The organism is Maridesulfovibrio sp. (assembly GCF_963677005.1).
Taxonomy (GTDB): Bacteria; Desulfobacterota; Desulfovibrionia; order Desulfovibrionales; family Desulfovibrionaceae; genus Maridesulfovibrio.
The window spans coordinates 522,396-537,864 of sequence record NZ_OY781616.1 but is presented as its reverse complement, the minus strand read 5'-3'; the positions used below and the strand labels follow the sequence as shown (position 1 = coordinate 537,864).

Genomic DNA, 15,469 nt, shown 5'->3' with positions numbered 1-15,469 from the left:
AATCTGAAAAAGGCGCACCGCATAAAAAAATAACAGGTTCATAAAATGATCATAACTCAGGATTTCGCTCTGCTGATAATCAGCCTCGCGGCAGCGTTTCTACCGGGTCTCAGCCGCCGCGTGGGGCTACCCTCGCTTGTGGCCGAAATACTGTTCGGCGTGCTGATCGGTAAGAGTGTCCTGAACCTGCAGATGGAAGGAGACTGGTTCCCCTTCCTTGCGGAACTCGGCTTTCTGGTTCTCATGTTCCAGGCCGGTATGGAAATAGATTTCAAGCTGCTCAGAGGGCAGGGCCGCAAGGCACTCTGGTTCCATATCATTCTTTTCGGACTCACCCTGCTGGTTGCCTGGGGATGCACCGTGGTGCTGGCGGAAAATTCCTTCATGCTCCTGATACTTTCAACCACTTCGCTTGGGCTGGTTATGCCTGTACTCAAGGAATCAGGGGCACAATCCACCACATTCGGGCAGACAGTGCTCATTGCAGCAACTTTTGCCGATTTCCTCACCCTGCTTGGGATTACATTTTACGTTCTGCTGAAAGTTAACGGCATAGGACTGCACCTGCTTACCCCCCTGCCGCTATTCATCGGCTTTGCATTCATACTCTGGGCGGCACGGCTGTGGGCATGGTGGAATCCGGAAAAGGCCGAGAAGCTGCTCCTGACCGAGACCCTGCAGGAGCAGGGAGTCAGGGTTTCACTTGCCCTGCTTTTCCTGTTCATCTGCCTTTCGGAAGCCGCGCACCTTGAACCGGTCCTCGGCGCTTTCATGGGTGGATGCATCATTTCATTCGTCCTGAGGAAAAAGGATAATCTGGAATCTAAAATATCGGTGATCGGCTTCGGATTCCTGATCCCCATGTTTTTCATTCATGTCGGGATGGGGTTTGATGTGAACAACATTCTTTCAGGAGACCGGTTGCTATTCACGCTGGCCCTGTTCGCCGCCTCTGTTCTGGTCAAATTCCTGCCATGCATGACCTTTCCGCTCTGGGGTATGAAACTTTCAGACGGATTCAAGGCCGGGGCCCTGCTTTCCTCACGCCTAAGCCTCATAATCGCCGCCGCAGCGATCGGCCTTAAAGAAGGATTCATAACCGAACCGACCAAAGACAGCATAGTCCTGCTCGCTCTTGTAACCTGCATGACCGGGCCTATTGCCTTCCGTTTCCTCTCTGCAAAATTCAGCAGATAGAACACCTCCATATACAAGCCTTACACATACCAGCCCTAATATTGCTCAGACTTTGCGCATAGCATCCCGCGCGAGAAACAAATCCAATGGGAATTAAACATCATGCAGCAGAGCCGCAACTGAACACTTTTAACGAGTAGAACCGCCGGTTCCTTACCAAATCAGACAGCCAATATTAAGTTTTATTTAGTCGCTTGACGGTCCCCATGAAGCGCACTAAAAACATGTGCATGGATGCACATAAAAACAAAATATCCCGAAAAACCGATACGCCAAGCGAACTTGGACGAGCGTTCGACTGCCTGCACGGAATGGCTTCCGACCGTATTTTTTCACAGATGTCCAAATCCATGCGCGCGGCCGACCTCTCATTCAGTCAGATGACCGCCATCGTCCGCTTATACAAGTACGGTTCACAACGAATCGGGGAACTCGCAACCGGGTCCGGTCTTAGCCCGTGCGCCACCAGCCGCATGGTTTCACGGCTGGTTTCACTGGGGTTGGTAGAAAAGCTGCCTAACCCGGAAAACAAGCGGGAAAGACTGGTTTACCTGACGCAAGACGGACATGATTTTTTCGAAAACCTTCAAACCATCACAGCAAATGCTTACGATGAAGTTCTGGCTACACTCCCGGCAGAGCTGAAAACGGACCTGATCGGCATTTTATCACGAATGGAACCGTTTCTGCCCATGGAGCAGTTCTCCTGATATTTACGCCGGGAAACAAAGCCACAGCAACCAAGCTATCAGCAAGGAAATTACCATGAATATCACACCGGACAGCAAGGCATACACAATTTTACTGGCAGGAATTGCCGCACTGCCGCCGCTTTGCATCGACATGAACCTGCCTGCTATACCCTCCATAGAATCGGCATTCGGAGTCGCTCCCGGCCGGGGTGCGCTCACATTCAGCCTGTTTCTGCTAGGATTCTCGCTGTCTCCCATAATCGGCGGCCCGTTGGCCGACCGCTACGGCCGCAAACCGACTCTCACGGTTTCTCTGCTTGCCGCAACTCTGGCAGCTTTCGCCTGCATGCTGGACGGTTCCTTTCATTTTCTGCTGGCCTCCAGACTGGTACAGGGAATTGCAGCGGGCGTCTGCATTCTTATTCCCCTTGCCATTATCAGGGACACTCTTTCCGGCGCCGAGGCACGCAGCAGGCTTTCCGGCATCATGCTGATTGTAGGGGTTGCTCCGCTGCTGGCTCCGGTAATCGGGGGCAGCGTTCTGGCCGTCTCCGGCTGGAGGGCTATTTATGGAATTCAGGGTGGTCTCGGCGCTGTGCTGCTGTTTTTCGTTGCCACCGGAGTATCCGAAACCCTGCCGCAGGACAGGCGCAGGCCTTTCAATATGAACCAACTTGTTTCCGGATACAAATCCATACTCACCGACCGCAATTTCCTGAGCCTTGCGCTTCCCATCGCGTTCGGCTTCGGCTGCATGTTCTCATACATAGCCGGATCACCGGGATTTCTGGTCGGCAAAATGCATCTGTCGGAGCAGACGTATTCAATCGTATTTGCCGGAACGTCCTTCGGGCTGATGCTCGGTTCCATGGTCAGCCGGATCATGAGCCGATGGGAGATCCATCCCCGTCCCATAATTTCCGCAGGACTGGCCCTGATGATAGCCACAGCCGGTACAATTCTGCTTCTGATATGGAAGGGCGAGCCGTCCCTTCTCGTCCTGCTCCCGCTGCTGCTTCTGAACATGCTCTGCTTCGGCATGATGCAGCCGAACGCAATGAGCGAAGCAGTCAACCCATGGCAGAAAATGGCCGGAACAGCTTCAGGAGCCGTAAACTCTCTTCAGATGCTGGTCGGCGCCGGAGCCAGCGCCCTGGTCACGGCCCTTGCAGGAATTATTGATCCCGGGCTCACCATGGGCATCGCCATGTTCTGCTCCGTAGTGCTTGCAGGTGTGTTGTATTGGGGGCTGCGGCCCGGAAGCCGGGAGTTAAGGTTTGAACAGAATGAAAATTCGGCTTCATAATTATATTTCAATCATAGAAGGCCTCCGGCGGCCCTGCCGGGGGCCTCAAACCCTTTAAAAAGGGTTTAAGGATCCTAAACTTTTCCAACGAGGCTTCGCCCCTTCGTATGACAAAATATCCATAACCAAAAATGAAGCACCTGCACTCTTACAGATTATTTTAAGTTCACAACAAAATTAAATTATTATAAATAGATCATAAAAAAAGCCGCTCAAAAGCGGCTTTTTACTTTGAATGAAAAGACCTGAAGCTAGATATCGTGAATATCAACGTATACCAGAGTCTGGTTCAGAAGCTGGTACGCAATTTCACCGAAGGTGATCGGCCCGACGAACGGATCGGTCTTCTTTCCTTCCAGCTCGGAATACAGGTAGTTGAGAATGCAGTTGCAGGAGAAAGAAATATTCTTTCCGGCAACGTTGTTTTCCAACAGCTGCTTACCGAAGGAGGCCGCATAGTCGGACAAAGGTTTCGCATGTTTGTAGCGGACGCCGGAAAATACCGGTGCATAGAAGCTTACGCCGCTTTCAGGGTCTACAGCCTGAAAACTGATGTTGATCAATGCGCCGTAGTAATCCGCAACAAGGGGCAGCTTGATATCGAGATTCTTCTCCCCGATATACTCGGCAAAGTTGCGCTTAACTCCGTTGATCACAACATCCTCTGTGGCAAAGGTGTCGTGGCTGAAAGTAAGGGTGTCTCCGTCTCCCTGTTCGAAAATATTGATGATCCCCACATCCACGGCTTTGCCTTCCGCGAGATCAACATGCATCACGAGGGCTTCTTTTTCATAGCTCGCACCGCTGCCGCCGCTGAAAACCTTCGGGGCAACCTTGCCGAGATCATCCAGCAGCACGCCTGAAATCCATCCGACAAGCGGCTGTGAACCGAAATCGCTGTAATTGGGTGCATTCAGGGCAAAAGATACATGAGCCGGACTGGAAGCCGGAATAATGATAAAGCTGAATCCCCCGTCACCGGCATCGGTGTAGACGGTGCCGAGATTATCCTCATCATATTTTTTTATGGTAACTGACGCTGCAACATCGGAAATATCAGTGACAAACAGCTCGTCTGTTGAAACAAGCCCACCCTTATCATGTGAAATGAAATAGGGAATGGTTCCTCCGATCCACTTACCCTTAGGCAACTGTCCCAGAAGAGCCTCATCACCGGCAAGAAGCAAAGTCTTGCCTGCAGAAATCATGTCCGCAACCGCATCAACACTAAGCATAACCTGTTGCATATCCCCTCCTACCCGAACATTGTCTGCAGATCTTCCTTGGCCGAGGCATTATCTGCATTTTTTGTGTAAATGGCGTGTAACTCACTGACTGCCTTGGAAACACTATCCGGAGAACCGTCAGCCTGAACACTGCGCATCAGACGCCCGAGAAGGATTTTTGCAGCCAGAAATTTCAGCGTATACGTCTTCTTTCCGGTCACAATTTCCGCCCACCTGGAATTGTTTTTCGGGGGGACACCCATAGATAGAACCTCCTTTAGATTAAACCGATCCCGGTTTCCCCATGCCACACGGCAAACCCGGTATCGGTATTCTGACCTGTAAGAAGATTTTCAAAGCATGAAGCAGTAAAAAAACTGTTCATGCAGGACAACATCAGGAGCAGCGAGAAGGAGATAAACAGATTCAACTTCAGACATACTGAAATATAATGAAAATCTTATTAATGCACCTACACTAACATATTTTTGCTTTTCATGTCTCCATATTTCATCCAACAAAAACAGCTTAGGGACAGCATTGCATTACCAGCCAACCTGCAACATATAAATTAAATTACATTTTTATTTCTCCATACCACATCGCAAGATTATTTAAATCAAAAAATCACAACCATCATATTTATTCCGATGGAGGTTCCCGAAAATCAGTCCGGACAGTATAATAGCCGTTCAACAGGGACTCGTACATTTTTTCGTATGTCCCGTTTTCTTTCAATTGTGCCAGGCCGAGGTTGAACTTATCCCTGAGCCTTTCCCCCACCTTGTTTTTTGTGAAGGCCAGAACACCGATGTGTTCAGCCAGAGCTTTTTCGCTGCTGCGGATCGTATCGGATAATCCGGGCGCAAATTCGTTTCTCAAAAGAGTGTAGCCTACAAGTTCGTCCGCGGGAAAAACATCAATCCGTTTTTTGATCAACTTCATGAAATTCTGTTTATCGCTCTTGGCAACCCCGGTCTTAAGCACTCCCCGGTCTACCAGGTCCCAGAATTCATCGGTATAGGAAAATCCTCGCGTCACCCCGAAGAGATACTCTTTCAGGTCGAGTAGAGACTCCCAGTCGGAAGGAAGCCGCGTCCCTTTGGTTGTAAAAAGCACAAGCCGTTCACCGGTTATGCCGTCACTGAGAAAAAATTCATTTTCCCGTTTTTTTGTTTTGTAAACATAAGAAACGGCCTGAGATTCGCCGATTGTTGCCAGATGAAAAGCACGAGCCCACGGATAATATTGAAATTCCACATTCACCCCGACCAGATGGAATGCTTCTTCCACAACATGGTTAACGAAACCTCCATGTACAAGATCTTTGCCTGTATACGGAGCATACTCTCCGGATGAAACAAGTACTCCTCCGGCAAAAGAACTAAACGGGATAAGCAGCAGGAAAAGAAATACGGTCAGATATCTAAATTGCATTACATCTCCTCAGGGCCCCACCCCTTGATCACATATAGTCACGAACAGAAATAAGGACTCAGGAACCGCTATTCTGCACTCAGACACGTGTCCAACGGTCCTGTCTTCATAAATCAATTAATAATATATAATTTATGCCTATAATAACTCATTCACGCGTTTTCTGTCCATCAACAAAATAATACACTCACACTCTTTCCCCGCAATACGAATAAAAAACCGTGTGTACAGAAAAAACCGCTTAATATTAACAACATCACCTTATAACTGCTTTGAAAATTGCGTCTAATCATCTGCATTACGAAGCCGATTGTAATAGGTCTTTACAATCAACTGTCGACATTTAAAACAATCTCGGGTTATAGTTTAAGGAATCCGTACTGCACGATTTTATTACAAGGAGAAAGCTGATGAGGATAAAAACACGAATGATCCTGGCGATAATTTTCCCCATGGTTATCTCTGTAGGTTTGGTGATGCTGACCGTTTCAATGCAATTTGACTCCACAGCAGAAGATTCCTACCGAAAGACAGCAAGCCAGGAGCTTGAACTTATTGATAATTACATTTCCGAAATATTGAAAAAAGCGGAGAATGTAAGCAAATTCGTGGCAGGACTTTCCGAAACGCAAAATGCCATGGGCAAATGGACCAGATATTTTGAGCTCAGCAGCCCCACAAAACCCGGCGCAGCAGCGTCCAGTGAATCGGAAAAAACGGTCAATCGCCTGGCAAACGACCTGATGAAGGCCAACCCCACATTTGCTTACGTATACCTCGGCTTTGAGGACGGGGGATACACGCAGGACGGTACGGAAACCATAAAAAACGATTACGATCCGCGTAAACGCCCGTGGTATACGCAAGGAAAAAACTCGCCTTCCGAAAGCACCCTGCTTTCCGCCTATATCACCACTGAAGGAATTCCCAATATCGGGGTGGTGACGAAGATCAAAAACAGCGCAGGAAACCTCATAGGGATTTCCGCAGTAGATATTTCCCTGGGTAATATGACCAAGATAATCGGCAACCTTAAAATAGGGGAAACCGGATTCGTCGTTCTCGTGCAGGGAGACGGAAAAATCCTCGCCGATCCGGCTACGCCGGAAAACAACTTCAAAAAAGTTGACGAGATAAAGAATGAGGCTATCAAAACAGCCTTTTACTCCAAGCAGCGCTGGCTCAGTTCACTGGAATTCAACGGCTCAAAATTTTCTGCCGAAATATTACGGTCCAAGGCTACAGGATGGACCCTTATAGCTTTTATTCCCCATGACGAAATATACGCCGCTTCCCGTGAAGCGAATCTGACCATGTCCGGGATTGCGGTTGTGGCTGCCATCATATTCGGAGTGCTCGGAGCGTTGCTGATCAACTCCAGTCTGGTAAAACCCCTGCATGCCATGGGCACATTTGCAAAGCAGATCGCAGCAGGCAACTACAACACTCAGCCTGAAGCCCTCTCGTACAAAGCCGAACTGCGCGAACTGCTGGACAACCTGCAATCCATGACAGCAGAACTGATCAAAACCATTTCCCTTGCCGAAGACAAAACCCGCGAGGCAGAAGAAAAAGCCATTGAAGCGGAAGAAAAAACCGTTATTGCCGAAGAAGCTACCCGCCTTGCGGAAAGTGCAAAAAGGGAAGGTATGCTGCGGGCTGCCGAACAGCTGGAAGAAATAGTCGAACGGATTTCATCCTCTTCCACCCAGCTTTCCGCCAACGTGGAAGAATCCAGACACGGCTCGGAACTGCAGCGCGAACGGGCGGCGGAAAACGCAACCGCCATGGAAGAGATGAATGCAACGGTACTTGAAGTTGCATCTAATGCTTCCAGAAGTTCAGAAGAGGCAAACAGGGCTCGCAGTGAAGCTGTTCACGGATCGGAAATTGTTGAAAAAGTTGTAACCGCAGTTGCCAACCTGAAAACCGAATCTGCAAAACTCGGCAATGAAATGGGCCAGCTCGGCCAGAAGGCGGAAGATATCAGCAGCGTAATGAGCGTGATAACCGACATTGCGGACCAGACCAACCTGCTGGCCCTGAATGCTGCCATTGAAGCAGCGCGTGCAGGCGAAGCCGGAAGAGGCTTTGCCGTAGTCGCAGACGAAGTCCGCAAGCTGGCTGAAAAAACCATGACCGCCACCTCGGAAGTTGGGGAGGCCATAGGATCCATACAGAAATCATCTCGGGATTCAATAAATACCATGTCCGAGACAACAGAGATGGTCGACTCCACCACCTCGCTGGTAAATGAAGCAGGCGATGCGCTCAACTCCATACTCGGAATCATCGAAATGGTGGCCGATCAGGTACAGTCAATTGCCACGGCAGCCGAAGAACAGAGTGCGGCCTCCGAAGAAATCAACATGTCCACTTCGGAGATCAACCGCATAGCCGAAGAAAACTTCTACGCCATGGAGCAGTCATCCGATGCCATGGCCAATCTGGAAGAACTGACCCACAGGCTCAACAGCCTGATTGATGACCTGAAGAATTCATAGTCCCGTTTACACAAGAAAAGACCGGAATCTGTGTGCAAAAAACGCACGGATTCCGGTCTCTTTTTTTTCGTTCCGCTCGCAAAGAAAACTTATTCCAAGCCTCCATATTCCACTGGCGCCAATCTCCGGAAATAGGACTTACCCCTGCTCCTCGTCTTTAGGGACAGCAATATCCTTCCCTGTAGGATCACCGCCAAGGGCTTCGTATAAAGTCACATGGTTGACCAGACGGTTGTAAAGATTCTCGGCAACGGATGCTTCAGCCTTGCGCCGGGTATCCTGAGCATCAAGCCAGTCCTTCAAAGTCCCTGCTCCGGATTTGTAGCGGACCTCATAAATATTTTCCACCTTGCGGGCGGCAATCAGGCTGTCGGTAAGCCGATTCCCCTGTCTGACCAGATTATCGCGGTTGGAAAGAGCGTTCTCCACATCTTTCATCGCCTCATAAAAAGTCTGCCGGAAATTGACCACAGCCTCATCATATTCCGCCTTTGATTCATCCAGACTGAGCTCAAGCTTGTGCCAGTTCAGGAAAGGAAAGGTGATGTTTGAGGCCAGTGCGGCAAAGGGATTGTCCAGCAGGTTGGCAAGCTCGGTGCTGGAACTTCCCAGAGTTCCGGTAAGCGATAAGGTGGGATAAAAATTCGCCCGTGCAACGTCGGTATTGGCCAGCAGTTCGCGCAGCCGCGTTTCCGCGGCACGCAAATCCGGTCTGCGGGCGAGAATGTCCGCCGGAAGACCGGCCGGAATTACCGGAAGGTCGGTGTTTATCAATTTCTGGGGGTCGGCCATGATCTTGCCCGGAGGCATATCGAAAAGCACGGCCAGAGCATTTATATCCTCCTGCCGTTCCTGCACTATGCTCCAGTGCTCGGCCCGCAGACTGGCCAGATCCTGAAGGGCTTCATTAACCTCAAGGTCCGTGGCCGCGCCGTATCGTCTCTGCGCCTCCATCAGCCCAAGAGTTTCTTCCGAAGATTCGATATTGCGCCGACTGAGCCTCAACCGGACGTTGTGATAAGCAATTTTCCAGTACAGCTTCATGGTGGTGCTCACCAGACTCAAAGCCGTGCTCAGACGGTCTTCATTGGTCGCAACAGCTTCCCACACGGCCGAATCGTGCGTGCGCGACAATCTGCCCCACAGGTCCGCCTCATAACTGATATCAAACCCGGCGGAATAGGAATTGGTCCAATCCTTTTCGTCAAAAACCTTCTTGTTGTTTCCGCTGATATCACCGGAAAACTGGGGCAACTGGTCGTTGTACGCCAGCCCGGCCTTAAGCTGCGCCTGCCGTACCCGAAAGGCTGCGGCTGCGAGGTCATTATTGCGCTCCAGAGCAAGCTTTACCAGCCTTGAGAGCTCCGGATCGCCGAAACCGTCAGGCCACCCGGCCGCTTCCGCAGTCGCGTTGCCGAGTCCGTTCCAGACTTTGGGAACATTGAGTTCCGGCGGGGTGTAGTCTGTCCGAAGCAGCGACCCGCAGCTGCTAAGTACCATCGTGATTAGAATGATATATAAAATGCGTAACATGTTGTTCCTTACCTGTTATTCACGCACAAGAGCGTCAACCGGATTGAGATGAGCGGCGTTGCGGGCCGGAAGGTAACCGAAGACCACGCCGATCAGTGTGGAGCAGACAAATGCGAGGACCATTGATACCGGCGAATAGACCATGCTGAAACTGCTGCCGCTGTGCGAGATGAAAAATCCCGCGGCAAAGGCCAGCAGTATTCCCAGCACCCCGCCCAGCAGACAGACCAGCACGGCTTCAATGAGAAACTGGCTCATTATGTCGCTGCGGCGTGCTCCTACAGCCATGCGCACGCCGATTTCTCCAGTCCGCTCGGTAACGGAGACGAGCATGATGTTCATTACTCCGATTCCGCCCACCACCAGCGAGATGACGGCAATGGCTGAGACCAGCAGCGTCATGGTCTGCGTGGTGCTTTCTATGGTCTTACGGATGGTATCCGTGTTCATTATGAAAAAATCCTTGAGCTTGTGCCTACGCACAAGCAGCTTCTGGATGCCTTTTTCTGCCGCCTGCATGGGCGCTCCGTCCTTTACCCGCACGGTTATGCTGCCCAGATGGGATTGGCCTATAATCCTGTGCATGGCCGTGGTGTACGGAACCCAGATATTGAGGGAATCGCTGTTGCCGAACATGGCCTGCTTTTTCTTTGTAACTCCGATGATGCGGCAGGGAACGCTGCCGAGGATGATCACCCGGCCCACAACGTCCTGTTCATCGCCGAACAGCCTTTTACGCGTGTTCTGGTCGATTACCGCCACCTGCCTGATTCGTTTGACCATGTCCCGGTCAAACGGCTTGCCTGAAGCCATCTCGTAGCCGTAGACCCTGAAATACTGATCCCCCACCCCGCTTACCGAAGCCGAAACATCGATATTGCGATAGCGCAACTCCACTGTGGTGGAGAGCTTAGGGGTCACGCTGTCCACATAGGACTGCCGGGCGAGAACCTCGGCATCTGCCGGAACCAGGGTATGAATATTCTCGGATTTACGATCTCCGAAATCCTCGCCGGGGAAAATGTCGATCACGTTTGTGCCGATAGCGCTGATGTCCTTCAGAACCCGCTGCTGCGAGCCCTGCCCCAGCGCGACAACCGAAACCACCGAGGCAATGCCGATTATGATCCCCAGCATGGTCAGAAAAGTCCGCAGCTTGTGCGAAGCCATGGCCGAAACAGCCATGAGCAGCAGTTCATTGAGCTTGGCCGCCCATCCCGCTGTGGCCCCTCGGGCTGCAACAACATCGCCGGGCTGCCCGTCAGATTCAGCCGCGGCATCGGCAGTCAAACGGTCGGAGATGATTTCTCCGTCACGGATTTCAATAATCCGGTTCGCATAGGCGGCAACTTCCATGTCATGGGTGACCACGACAATGGTATGCCCCTCGCGGTTAAGTTCGGTAAGCAGATTCATGGTTTCCCGGCCGCTGCTGCTGTCCAGTGCTCCGGTGGGTTCGTCGGCGAGTATGACCTGTCCGCCGTTCATCAGGGCGCGGGAGATGCTCACCCGCTGCTGCTGCCCCCCGGAAAGCTGGCCCGGCCGGTGGTCCATGCGGTCCTGCAATCCAAGTCTGGAGAGGAGCAGTTCAGCCCTGTCACGGCGTGAAACCGAATCCATTCCGGCATAAACGGCAGGGATTTCTACATTACCAGCAGCCGTAAGCGAAGGAAGAAGATGATAGCGCTGAAAGATGAATCCGAAATATTCGCGCCTGAGTCTGGCCAGTTCATCAGCATCCAGTTCGCTCACATCGCGTCCGGAGATCCGGTACGATCCGCCGGAAGGCTGGTCGAGACAGCCGAGGATATTCATGAGCGTGGATTTGCCCGAGCCGGAAGAACCGACAATAGCCACCATCTCCCCGGCCTCTATGCTCAGGTTGATGTCCTTGAGCACGGCCATCATACTGTCGCCAGCCGGGTATTCCTTACGAAGATTTTCAACCTGCAATAACGGCATGATCAGAACCCCATCGGCGGGCGGTGGCGATTGGATTCCTCCTCGACAACGGCCTGTGCGTCGGCCTCACCCAGAATCACACGTTCGCCGTCCTTGAGGCCGTCCAGAATCTGCACGTTGACGGAATCGCTCAAACCGGTGCTGACCGCCCGTTCCTGTGCCCTGTTATCAGGCCCCAGAACCCGGACGGAGCTCTTGCCCTGTCCGTTTGAAGGTCCGAGTGCGGCTTCGGGAATCAGCAGCACGTTCTTTGCTTCGTCAAGGACAATGGTCACTTCAGCTGTCATGGAGATACGCAGTTTGCGGTCCGGGTTCGGTACATCAAAAAGGGCATTGTAGTAGATGGCCTCGTCCTCGGAACTGGTGGTGTCCGAACTGTCATCATCCTCAATGGAATCCGGGGCCGGCTCTATGCTGCGCAGTACGGCCTCATATCTGTGGTCCGGTTCTCCGAGAATGGTGAAATATACCTTCTGGCCGGGATGAACGTGCACAACATCGGCCTCCGACACCTCCGCCTTGACGGTCATGGTGTCGAGCTGGGCCAGCTTGACGATGGTCGGAGTGGACTGCGCGGCATTGACCGTCTGCCCTTCCTTGGTGACCACTGCCACAACCACACCGTCCATGGGAGCGGTAATGGAAGTATAGCCGAGATCCACACGGGCCGTATCCACATCAATGGCGGCGGCCACGATCTGGGCGTCCAGCGCGGCTATATCGGCCTCTGTTCCGGTCAGGGTGGCCAGCGCGCTTTCATAATCCTGCGTGGAGGTGGCTTTCAGTTTGAGCATCCCCTTCTGGCGTTTATATTCGGATTCAGCCTGCAGCAGAGTTGCCTTTTTGGCCGCCCGCTGAGCCTTGACATTAGCGAGATCAGCCTCTGCTATACGCAGATTGTTTCTCTGCGACTGAGCATCGATTTCAGCGATAAGATCACCTTTGGAGACCTCATCACCCAGCGCGACCTTGAGCGATTTGACCTGTCCGGATGCCTGAGCTCCTACACTGACCTGTTTGAAGGCTTCAAGCGTACCCGTAGCCAGCACGGTTTCCCTTATATCTCCGGTAGAAACCTTTTCCGTCAGATACTGTACAGTCTGAGTCTTCGGAAAAATTACCATCTTCGCCCCGATCCCTACACCGATAAGCATAACGACCAGGCCCAATTTAAAAAATCTATTCATTTACGCTCCTGCAATTACAAACGGGACCGGTCCGTATCCACTCCGGAATACGGACCGATTCAACGCGGCTGACTACAGCCCTCTTTCTCTCGCTTCTCACATAGCCGATAAAAGAACGGACGGGGGTTAATTTCAGGGCAACAAAGTGTAAAGAGAGTGTAAATCAGGATTAAGCCCCTTCGCTTAAAGCCGAAAGTTGTATAAAGTCATTCTCATGAAAAATATGCGAATCCTGATTATTGATGACGATACAGACCTTGGAAACCTGCTGACCGAATATCTGGAAGCCGAGGGCTTTGATACAAAAGTCGTGCACAACGGAATAAAAGGGACCGAAGAGGCCCTGTCCGGTTCATATGACGCGATAATACTGGACATCATGCTTCCGGACAGGGATGGAGTTGAAGTCCTGCGCATGGTCAGGCGTTCCAGCCGCGTTCCCATAATCATGCTCACAGCCAAGGGCGATCATATTGATCGCATTCTGGGCTTGGAAATGGGCGCAGACGACTACATTCCAAAGCCGTGCTACCCAAGGGAACTGGTCGCCAGACTGCGAGCGATTCTCCGCCGCACGGACAAAAGCGCGCCCACATGGCGCAGAAACGAATTCACCATGGGACGGCTGAAACTGCAGATTCCGCAAAGAACAGTCCATTGGGACGGCAACCCTCTGGAACTGACCGCCTCCGAGTTCAACTGTCTGGAAATGCTTATCCGCTTCGGGGACCGTGTGGTAACCAAGGACGAACTTTCCGAAAAAGTACTCGGACGAGTACGGGAACCGTACGACAGAAGCGTGGATGTGCACATGAGCCATCTGCGCCAGAAACTGGCCAAGGCGGCAGGAAACGAGATCACCATAGAGACCGTCCGCGGGATAGGCTACAGGATACAAAACGGATGCGCTTAAGATTATTCTGGAAAATATTGTTCAGCTTCTGGCTGACATTTATATGCATAGTGGAAGGAGTCTGGATAATCTTTTCCCTGAACGACTTTCACCATCCGCAGCCGTGGGAAATGGAAATAGAACGATCCGTTGCCGAAACAGTCCTAAGCTCCGCAGCAACGGTCCTGCAAGATAAGGGAGAGGCCGGTCTTGCGGAAATGCTCAGAGATCATCCGGGAAAAGACCGTTTCCGGCTGTCCTACGAGCTGATTCCAGCTGATGTGCCCGTTCCGCCGCCCCCTATGGAAAAGACCCCCCGGATGCATGCGGAAGAGCCGTTTCAACAGGGTCCGGTCTATTCACGCATGGAAACCCTGCCGGACGGTTCGCACATCCGGCTGAATTTCAACTCCGCAGCCCTGATGCCCCGCCCCAATCCGGGCCCGCTGAGTTTTCCTCTTGAACTCCCGATTCTGGGACTTCTGGGCGGACTCCTGTTCAGTTCCCTGCTGGCCTGGTATCTTACCGCCCCGGTCTGGCGTCTGAAAATGGGATTCGAAAAGCTGGCATCCGGAATACTTGATATCAGGCTGAAAGAAATGATGGGTAAACGCCGCGATGAAATAGCCGATCTGGCCCGTGACTTCGACCAGATGGCGGAACGCATGCAAATCCTGGTAGAATCCCGCGAACAACTGCTGCACGACGTCTCTCACGAACTTAGATCACCACTGGCCAGACTCCACATGGCCGTAGGTCTGGCCCGGCAGATACCGGAACGCACCCCGGCCCTGCTGGATCGCATAGAACAGGAATCCGCAAGGATGGATGATCTTGTCGGGGAACTGCTGACCCTTTCCAGAGTGGAAAGCGGCGGAACCATGGAAGATTACTTCGATCTACAGGAACTTACCCGCGTAGTGGTGAATAATTCCGGATTTGAGGCCGAACAGGCCGGAATAAGTCTAACCATGAACCTGACGGACGAAGATGAATCAGGAGAAGGAACAACCATAAAAGGTGATGCGGAACTGGTGCGCAGGGCCATTGAAAACGTGCTGCGCAATGCAATACGCCACAGCCCGGAAGGTTCTTCAGTCAATGCCTCGGTGGTTATCGACCAAAACAAAACTTCCTGTTCCATAGAGATTTCGGATAATGGACCGGGAGTCCCGGAAGGAAAACTTGCCCACATTTTCGAGCCGTTCATAAGACTAAACAGCAAAGGCCGCGGATCAGGGCTCGGACTGGCCATTGCAAAACGAGCCATCGCAGCTCACGGCGGAACAATCCGTGCACGCAACAACATGCCCTCCGGACTGACCATAACAATCTCCCTGCCGCTGGAACCGCCTGAAAAGTAAGCTCTCTCCTCTTATCCGAAACAGAAAGAACAAAGGCCGGTTTCATTTTTTGAAACCGGCCTTCCAGCATATTTGATTTGATGCGCTTCGCACTTTTAATGATCTGATTTCGCCGCTGGCATACCATGGGAAAACGCTAGGCCTGTCATTCCTTGAAGCAGTAGAGGCT

The 15,469-nt window shown here is 51.8% G+C and carries 12 protein-coding genes; 6 read left to right on the top strand and 6 right to left on the bottom strand.

The window, feature by feature from the left end; translation table 11 throughout:
- The first annotated feature begins 45 nt into the window (after nt 1–45).
- The 3 genes from ACKU4E_RS02455 to ACKU4E_RS02445 all read left to right on the top strand — a co-directional run bounded on the left by ACKU4E_RS02455 (nt 46) and on the right by ACKU4E_RS02445 (nt 3,195).
- On the top strand, nt 46–1,197 hold the full coding sequence (locus tag ACKU4E_RS02455) for a cation:proton antiporter (RefSeq protein ID WP_320169502.1): 1,152 nt from the start codon (nt 46–48) through the stop codon (nt 1,195–1,197).
- Nucleotides 1,198–1,403: 206 nt separating this feature from the next.
- On the top strand, nt 1,404–1,907 hold the full coding sequence (locus ACKU4E_RS02450) for a MarR family transcriptional regulator (protein WP_320169501.1): 504 nt from the start codon (nt 1,404–1,406) through the stop codon (nt 1,905–1,907).
- Nucleotides 1,908–1,962: 55 nt separating this feature from the next.
- A complete protein-coding gene (locus tag ACKU4E_RS02445; protein WP_320169500.1) occupies nt 1,963–3,195 on the top strand; it encodes a multidrug effflux MFS transporter in 1,233 nt (410 codons plus the stop codon).
- 251 nt (nt 3,196–3,446) lie between these two features.
- Here the strand turns inward: ACKU4E_RS02445 and ACKU4E_RS02440 are convergent, their stop codons facing one another.
- From ACKU4E_RS02440 to ACKU4E_RS02430, 3 genes are all read right to left on the bottom strand, one after another.
- Nucleotides 3,447–4,442 carry a DUF6976 family protein gene (locus tag ACKU4E_RS02440; protein ID WP_320169499.1) on the bottom strand — a complete coding sequence of 332 codons (996 nt, stop codon included), beginning with the start codon at nt 4,440–4,442 and terminating at the stop codon, nt 3,447–3,449.
- Nucleotides 4,443–4,450: 8 nt separating this feature from the next.
- Nucleotides 4,451–4,684 (bottom strand): hypothetical protein, encoded by a 234-nt coding sequence (locus ACKU4E_RS02435; protein WP_320169498.1) that lies wholly within the window; start codon nt 4,682–4,684, stop codon nt 4,451–4,453.
- A gap of 379 nt (nt 4,685–5,063) precedes the next feature.
- A complete protein-coding gene (locus tag ACKU4E_RS02430) occupies nt 5,064–5,858 on the bottom strand; it encodes a transporter substrate-binding domain-containing protein (protein WP_320169497.1) in 795 nt (264 codons plus the stop codon).
- Nucleotides 5,859–6,268: 410 nt separating this feature from the next.
- On the opposite strand from ACKU4E_RS02430, the gene ACKU4E_RS02425 reads away from it, so the two are divergent.
- Entirely contained in the window at nt 6,269–8,362 is a 2,094-nt protein-coding gene (locus tag ACKU4E_RS02425; protein WP_320169496.1) for a methyl-accepting chemotaxis protein, read from the top strand.
- A gap of 138 nt (nt 8,363–8,500) precedes the next feature.
- Here ACKU4E_RS02425 and ACKU4E_RS02420 read toward each other — a convergent pair whose 3' ends face one another.
- Genes ACKU4E_RS02420 through ACKU4E_RS02410 form a run of 3 tightly spaced genes read right to left on the bottom strand, consistent with a single transcriptional unit; the run spans nt 8,501 to nt 13,044 of the window.
- Nucleotides 8,501–9,862: an efflux transporter outer membrane subunit gene (locus ACKU4E_RS02420; protein ID WP_320169495.1), complete on the bottom strand. Its 1,362-nt coding sequence runs from the start codon at nt 9,860–9,862 to the stop codon at nt 8,501–8,503.
- Between the two features lie 48 nt (nt 9,863–9,910).
- Nucleotides 9,911–11,857, bottom strand: a complete 1,947-nt coding sequence (locus tag ACKU4E_RS02415) for a MacB family efflux pump subunit (RefSeq protein ID WP_320169494.1) — start codon at nt 11,855–11,857, stop codon at nt 9,911–9,913.
- A 2-nt stretch (nt 11,858–11,859) separates the two neighbouring features.
- Nucleotides 11,860–13,044 (bottom strand): efflux RND transporter periplasmic adaptor subunit, encoded by a 1,185-nt coding sequence (locus tag ACKU4E_RS02410; RefSeq protein WP_320169493.1) that lies wholly within the window; start codon nt 13,042–13,044, stop codon nt 11,860–11,862.
- A 214-nt stretch (nt 13,045–13,258) separates the two neighbouring features.
- On the opposite strand from ACKU4E_RS02410, the gene ACKU4E_RS02405 reads away from it, so the two are divergent.
- Complete coding sequence (locus tag ACKU4E_RS02405; RefSeq protein WP_320169492.1) at nt 13,259–13,957, top strand: response regulator transcription factor; 699 nt, start codon at nt 13,259–13,261, stop codon at nt 13,955–13,957.
- Nucleotides 13,948–15,300, top strand: a complete 1,353-nt coding sequence (locus ACKU4E_RS02400; RefSeq protein ID WP_320169491.1) for a HAMP domain-containing sensor histidine kinase — start codon at nt 13,948–13,950, stop codon at nt 15,298–15,300. Before ACKU4E_RS02405 ends, ACKU4E_RS02400 begins: the two co-directional genes overlap by 10 nt.
- Nucleotides 15,301–15,469: the final 169 nt, after the last annotated feature.

What these genes read in the sequence shown, in the direction of transcription:
- ACKU4E_RS02455 (WP_320169502.1), top strand. Translation starts at nt 46, where the DNA reads ATGATCATAACTCAGGATTTCGCTCTGCTGATAATCAGCCTCGCGGCA.
- ACKU4E_RS02450 (WP_320169501.1), top strand. Translation starts at nt 1,404, where the DNA reads ATGAAGCGCACTAAAAACATGTGCATGGATGCACATAAAAACAAAATA.
- ACKU4E_RS02445 (WP_320169500.1), top strand. Translation starts at nt 1,963, where the DNA reads ATGAATATCACACCGGACAGCAAGGCATACACAATTTTACTGGCAGGA.
- ACKU4E_RS02440 (WP_320169499.1), bottom strand. Translation starts at nt 4,442, where the DNA reads ATGCAACAGGTTATGCTTAGTGTTGATGCGGTTGCGGACATGATTTCT.
- ACKU4E_RS02435 (WP_320169498.1), bottom strand. Translation starts at nt 4,684, where the DNA reads ATGGGTGTCCCCCCGAAAAACAATTCCAGGTGGGCGGAAATTGTGACC.
- ACKU4E_RS02430 (WP_320169497.1), bottom strand. Translation starts at nt 5,858, where the DNA reads ATGCAATTTAGATATCTGACCGTATTTCTTTTCCTGCTGCTTATCCCG.
- ACKU4E_RS02425 (WP_320169496.1), top strand. Translation starts at nt 6,269, where the DNA reads ATGAGGATAAAAACACGAATGATCCTGGCGATAATTTTCCCCATGGTT.
- ACKU4E_RS02420 (WP_320169495.1), bottom strand. Translation starts at nt 9,862, where the DNA reads ATGGTACTTAGCAGCTGCGGGTCGCTGCTTCGGACAGACTACACCCCG.
- ACKU4E_RS02415 (WP_320169494.1), bottom strand. Translation starts at nt 11,857, where the DNA reads ATGCCGTTATTGCAGGTTGAAAATCTTCGTAAGGAATACCCGGCTGGC.
- ACKU4E_RS02410 (WP_320169493.1), bottom strand. Translation starts at nt 13,044, where the DNA reads ATGAATAGATTTTTTAAATTGGGCCTGGTCGTTATGCTTATCGGTGTA.
- ACKU4E_RS02405 (WP_320169492.1), top strand. Translation starts at nt 13,259, where the DNA reads ATGAAAAATATGCGAATCCTGATTATTGATGACGATACAGACCTTGGA.
- ACKU4E_RS02400 (WP_320169491.1), top strand. Translation starts at nt 13,948, where the DNA reads ATGCGCTTAAGATTATTCTGGAAAATATTGTTCAGCTTCTGGCTGACA.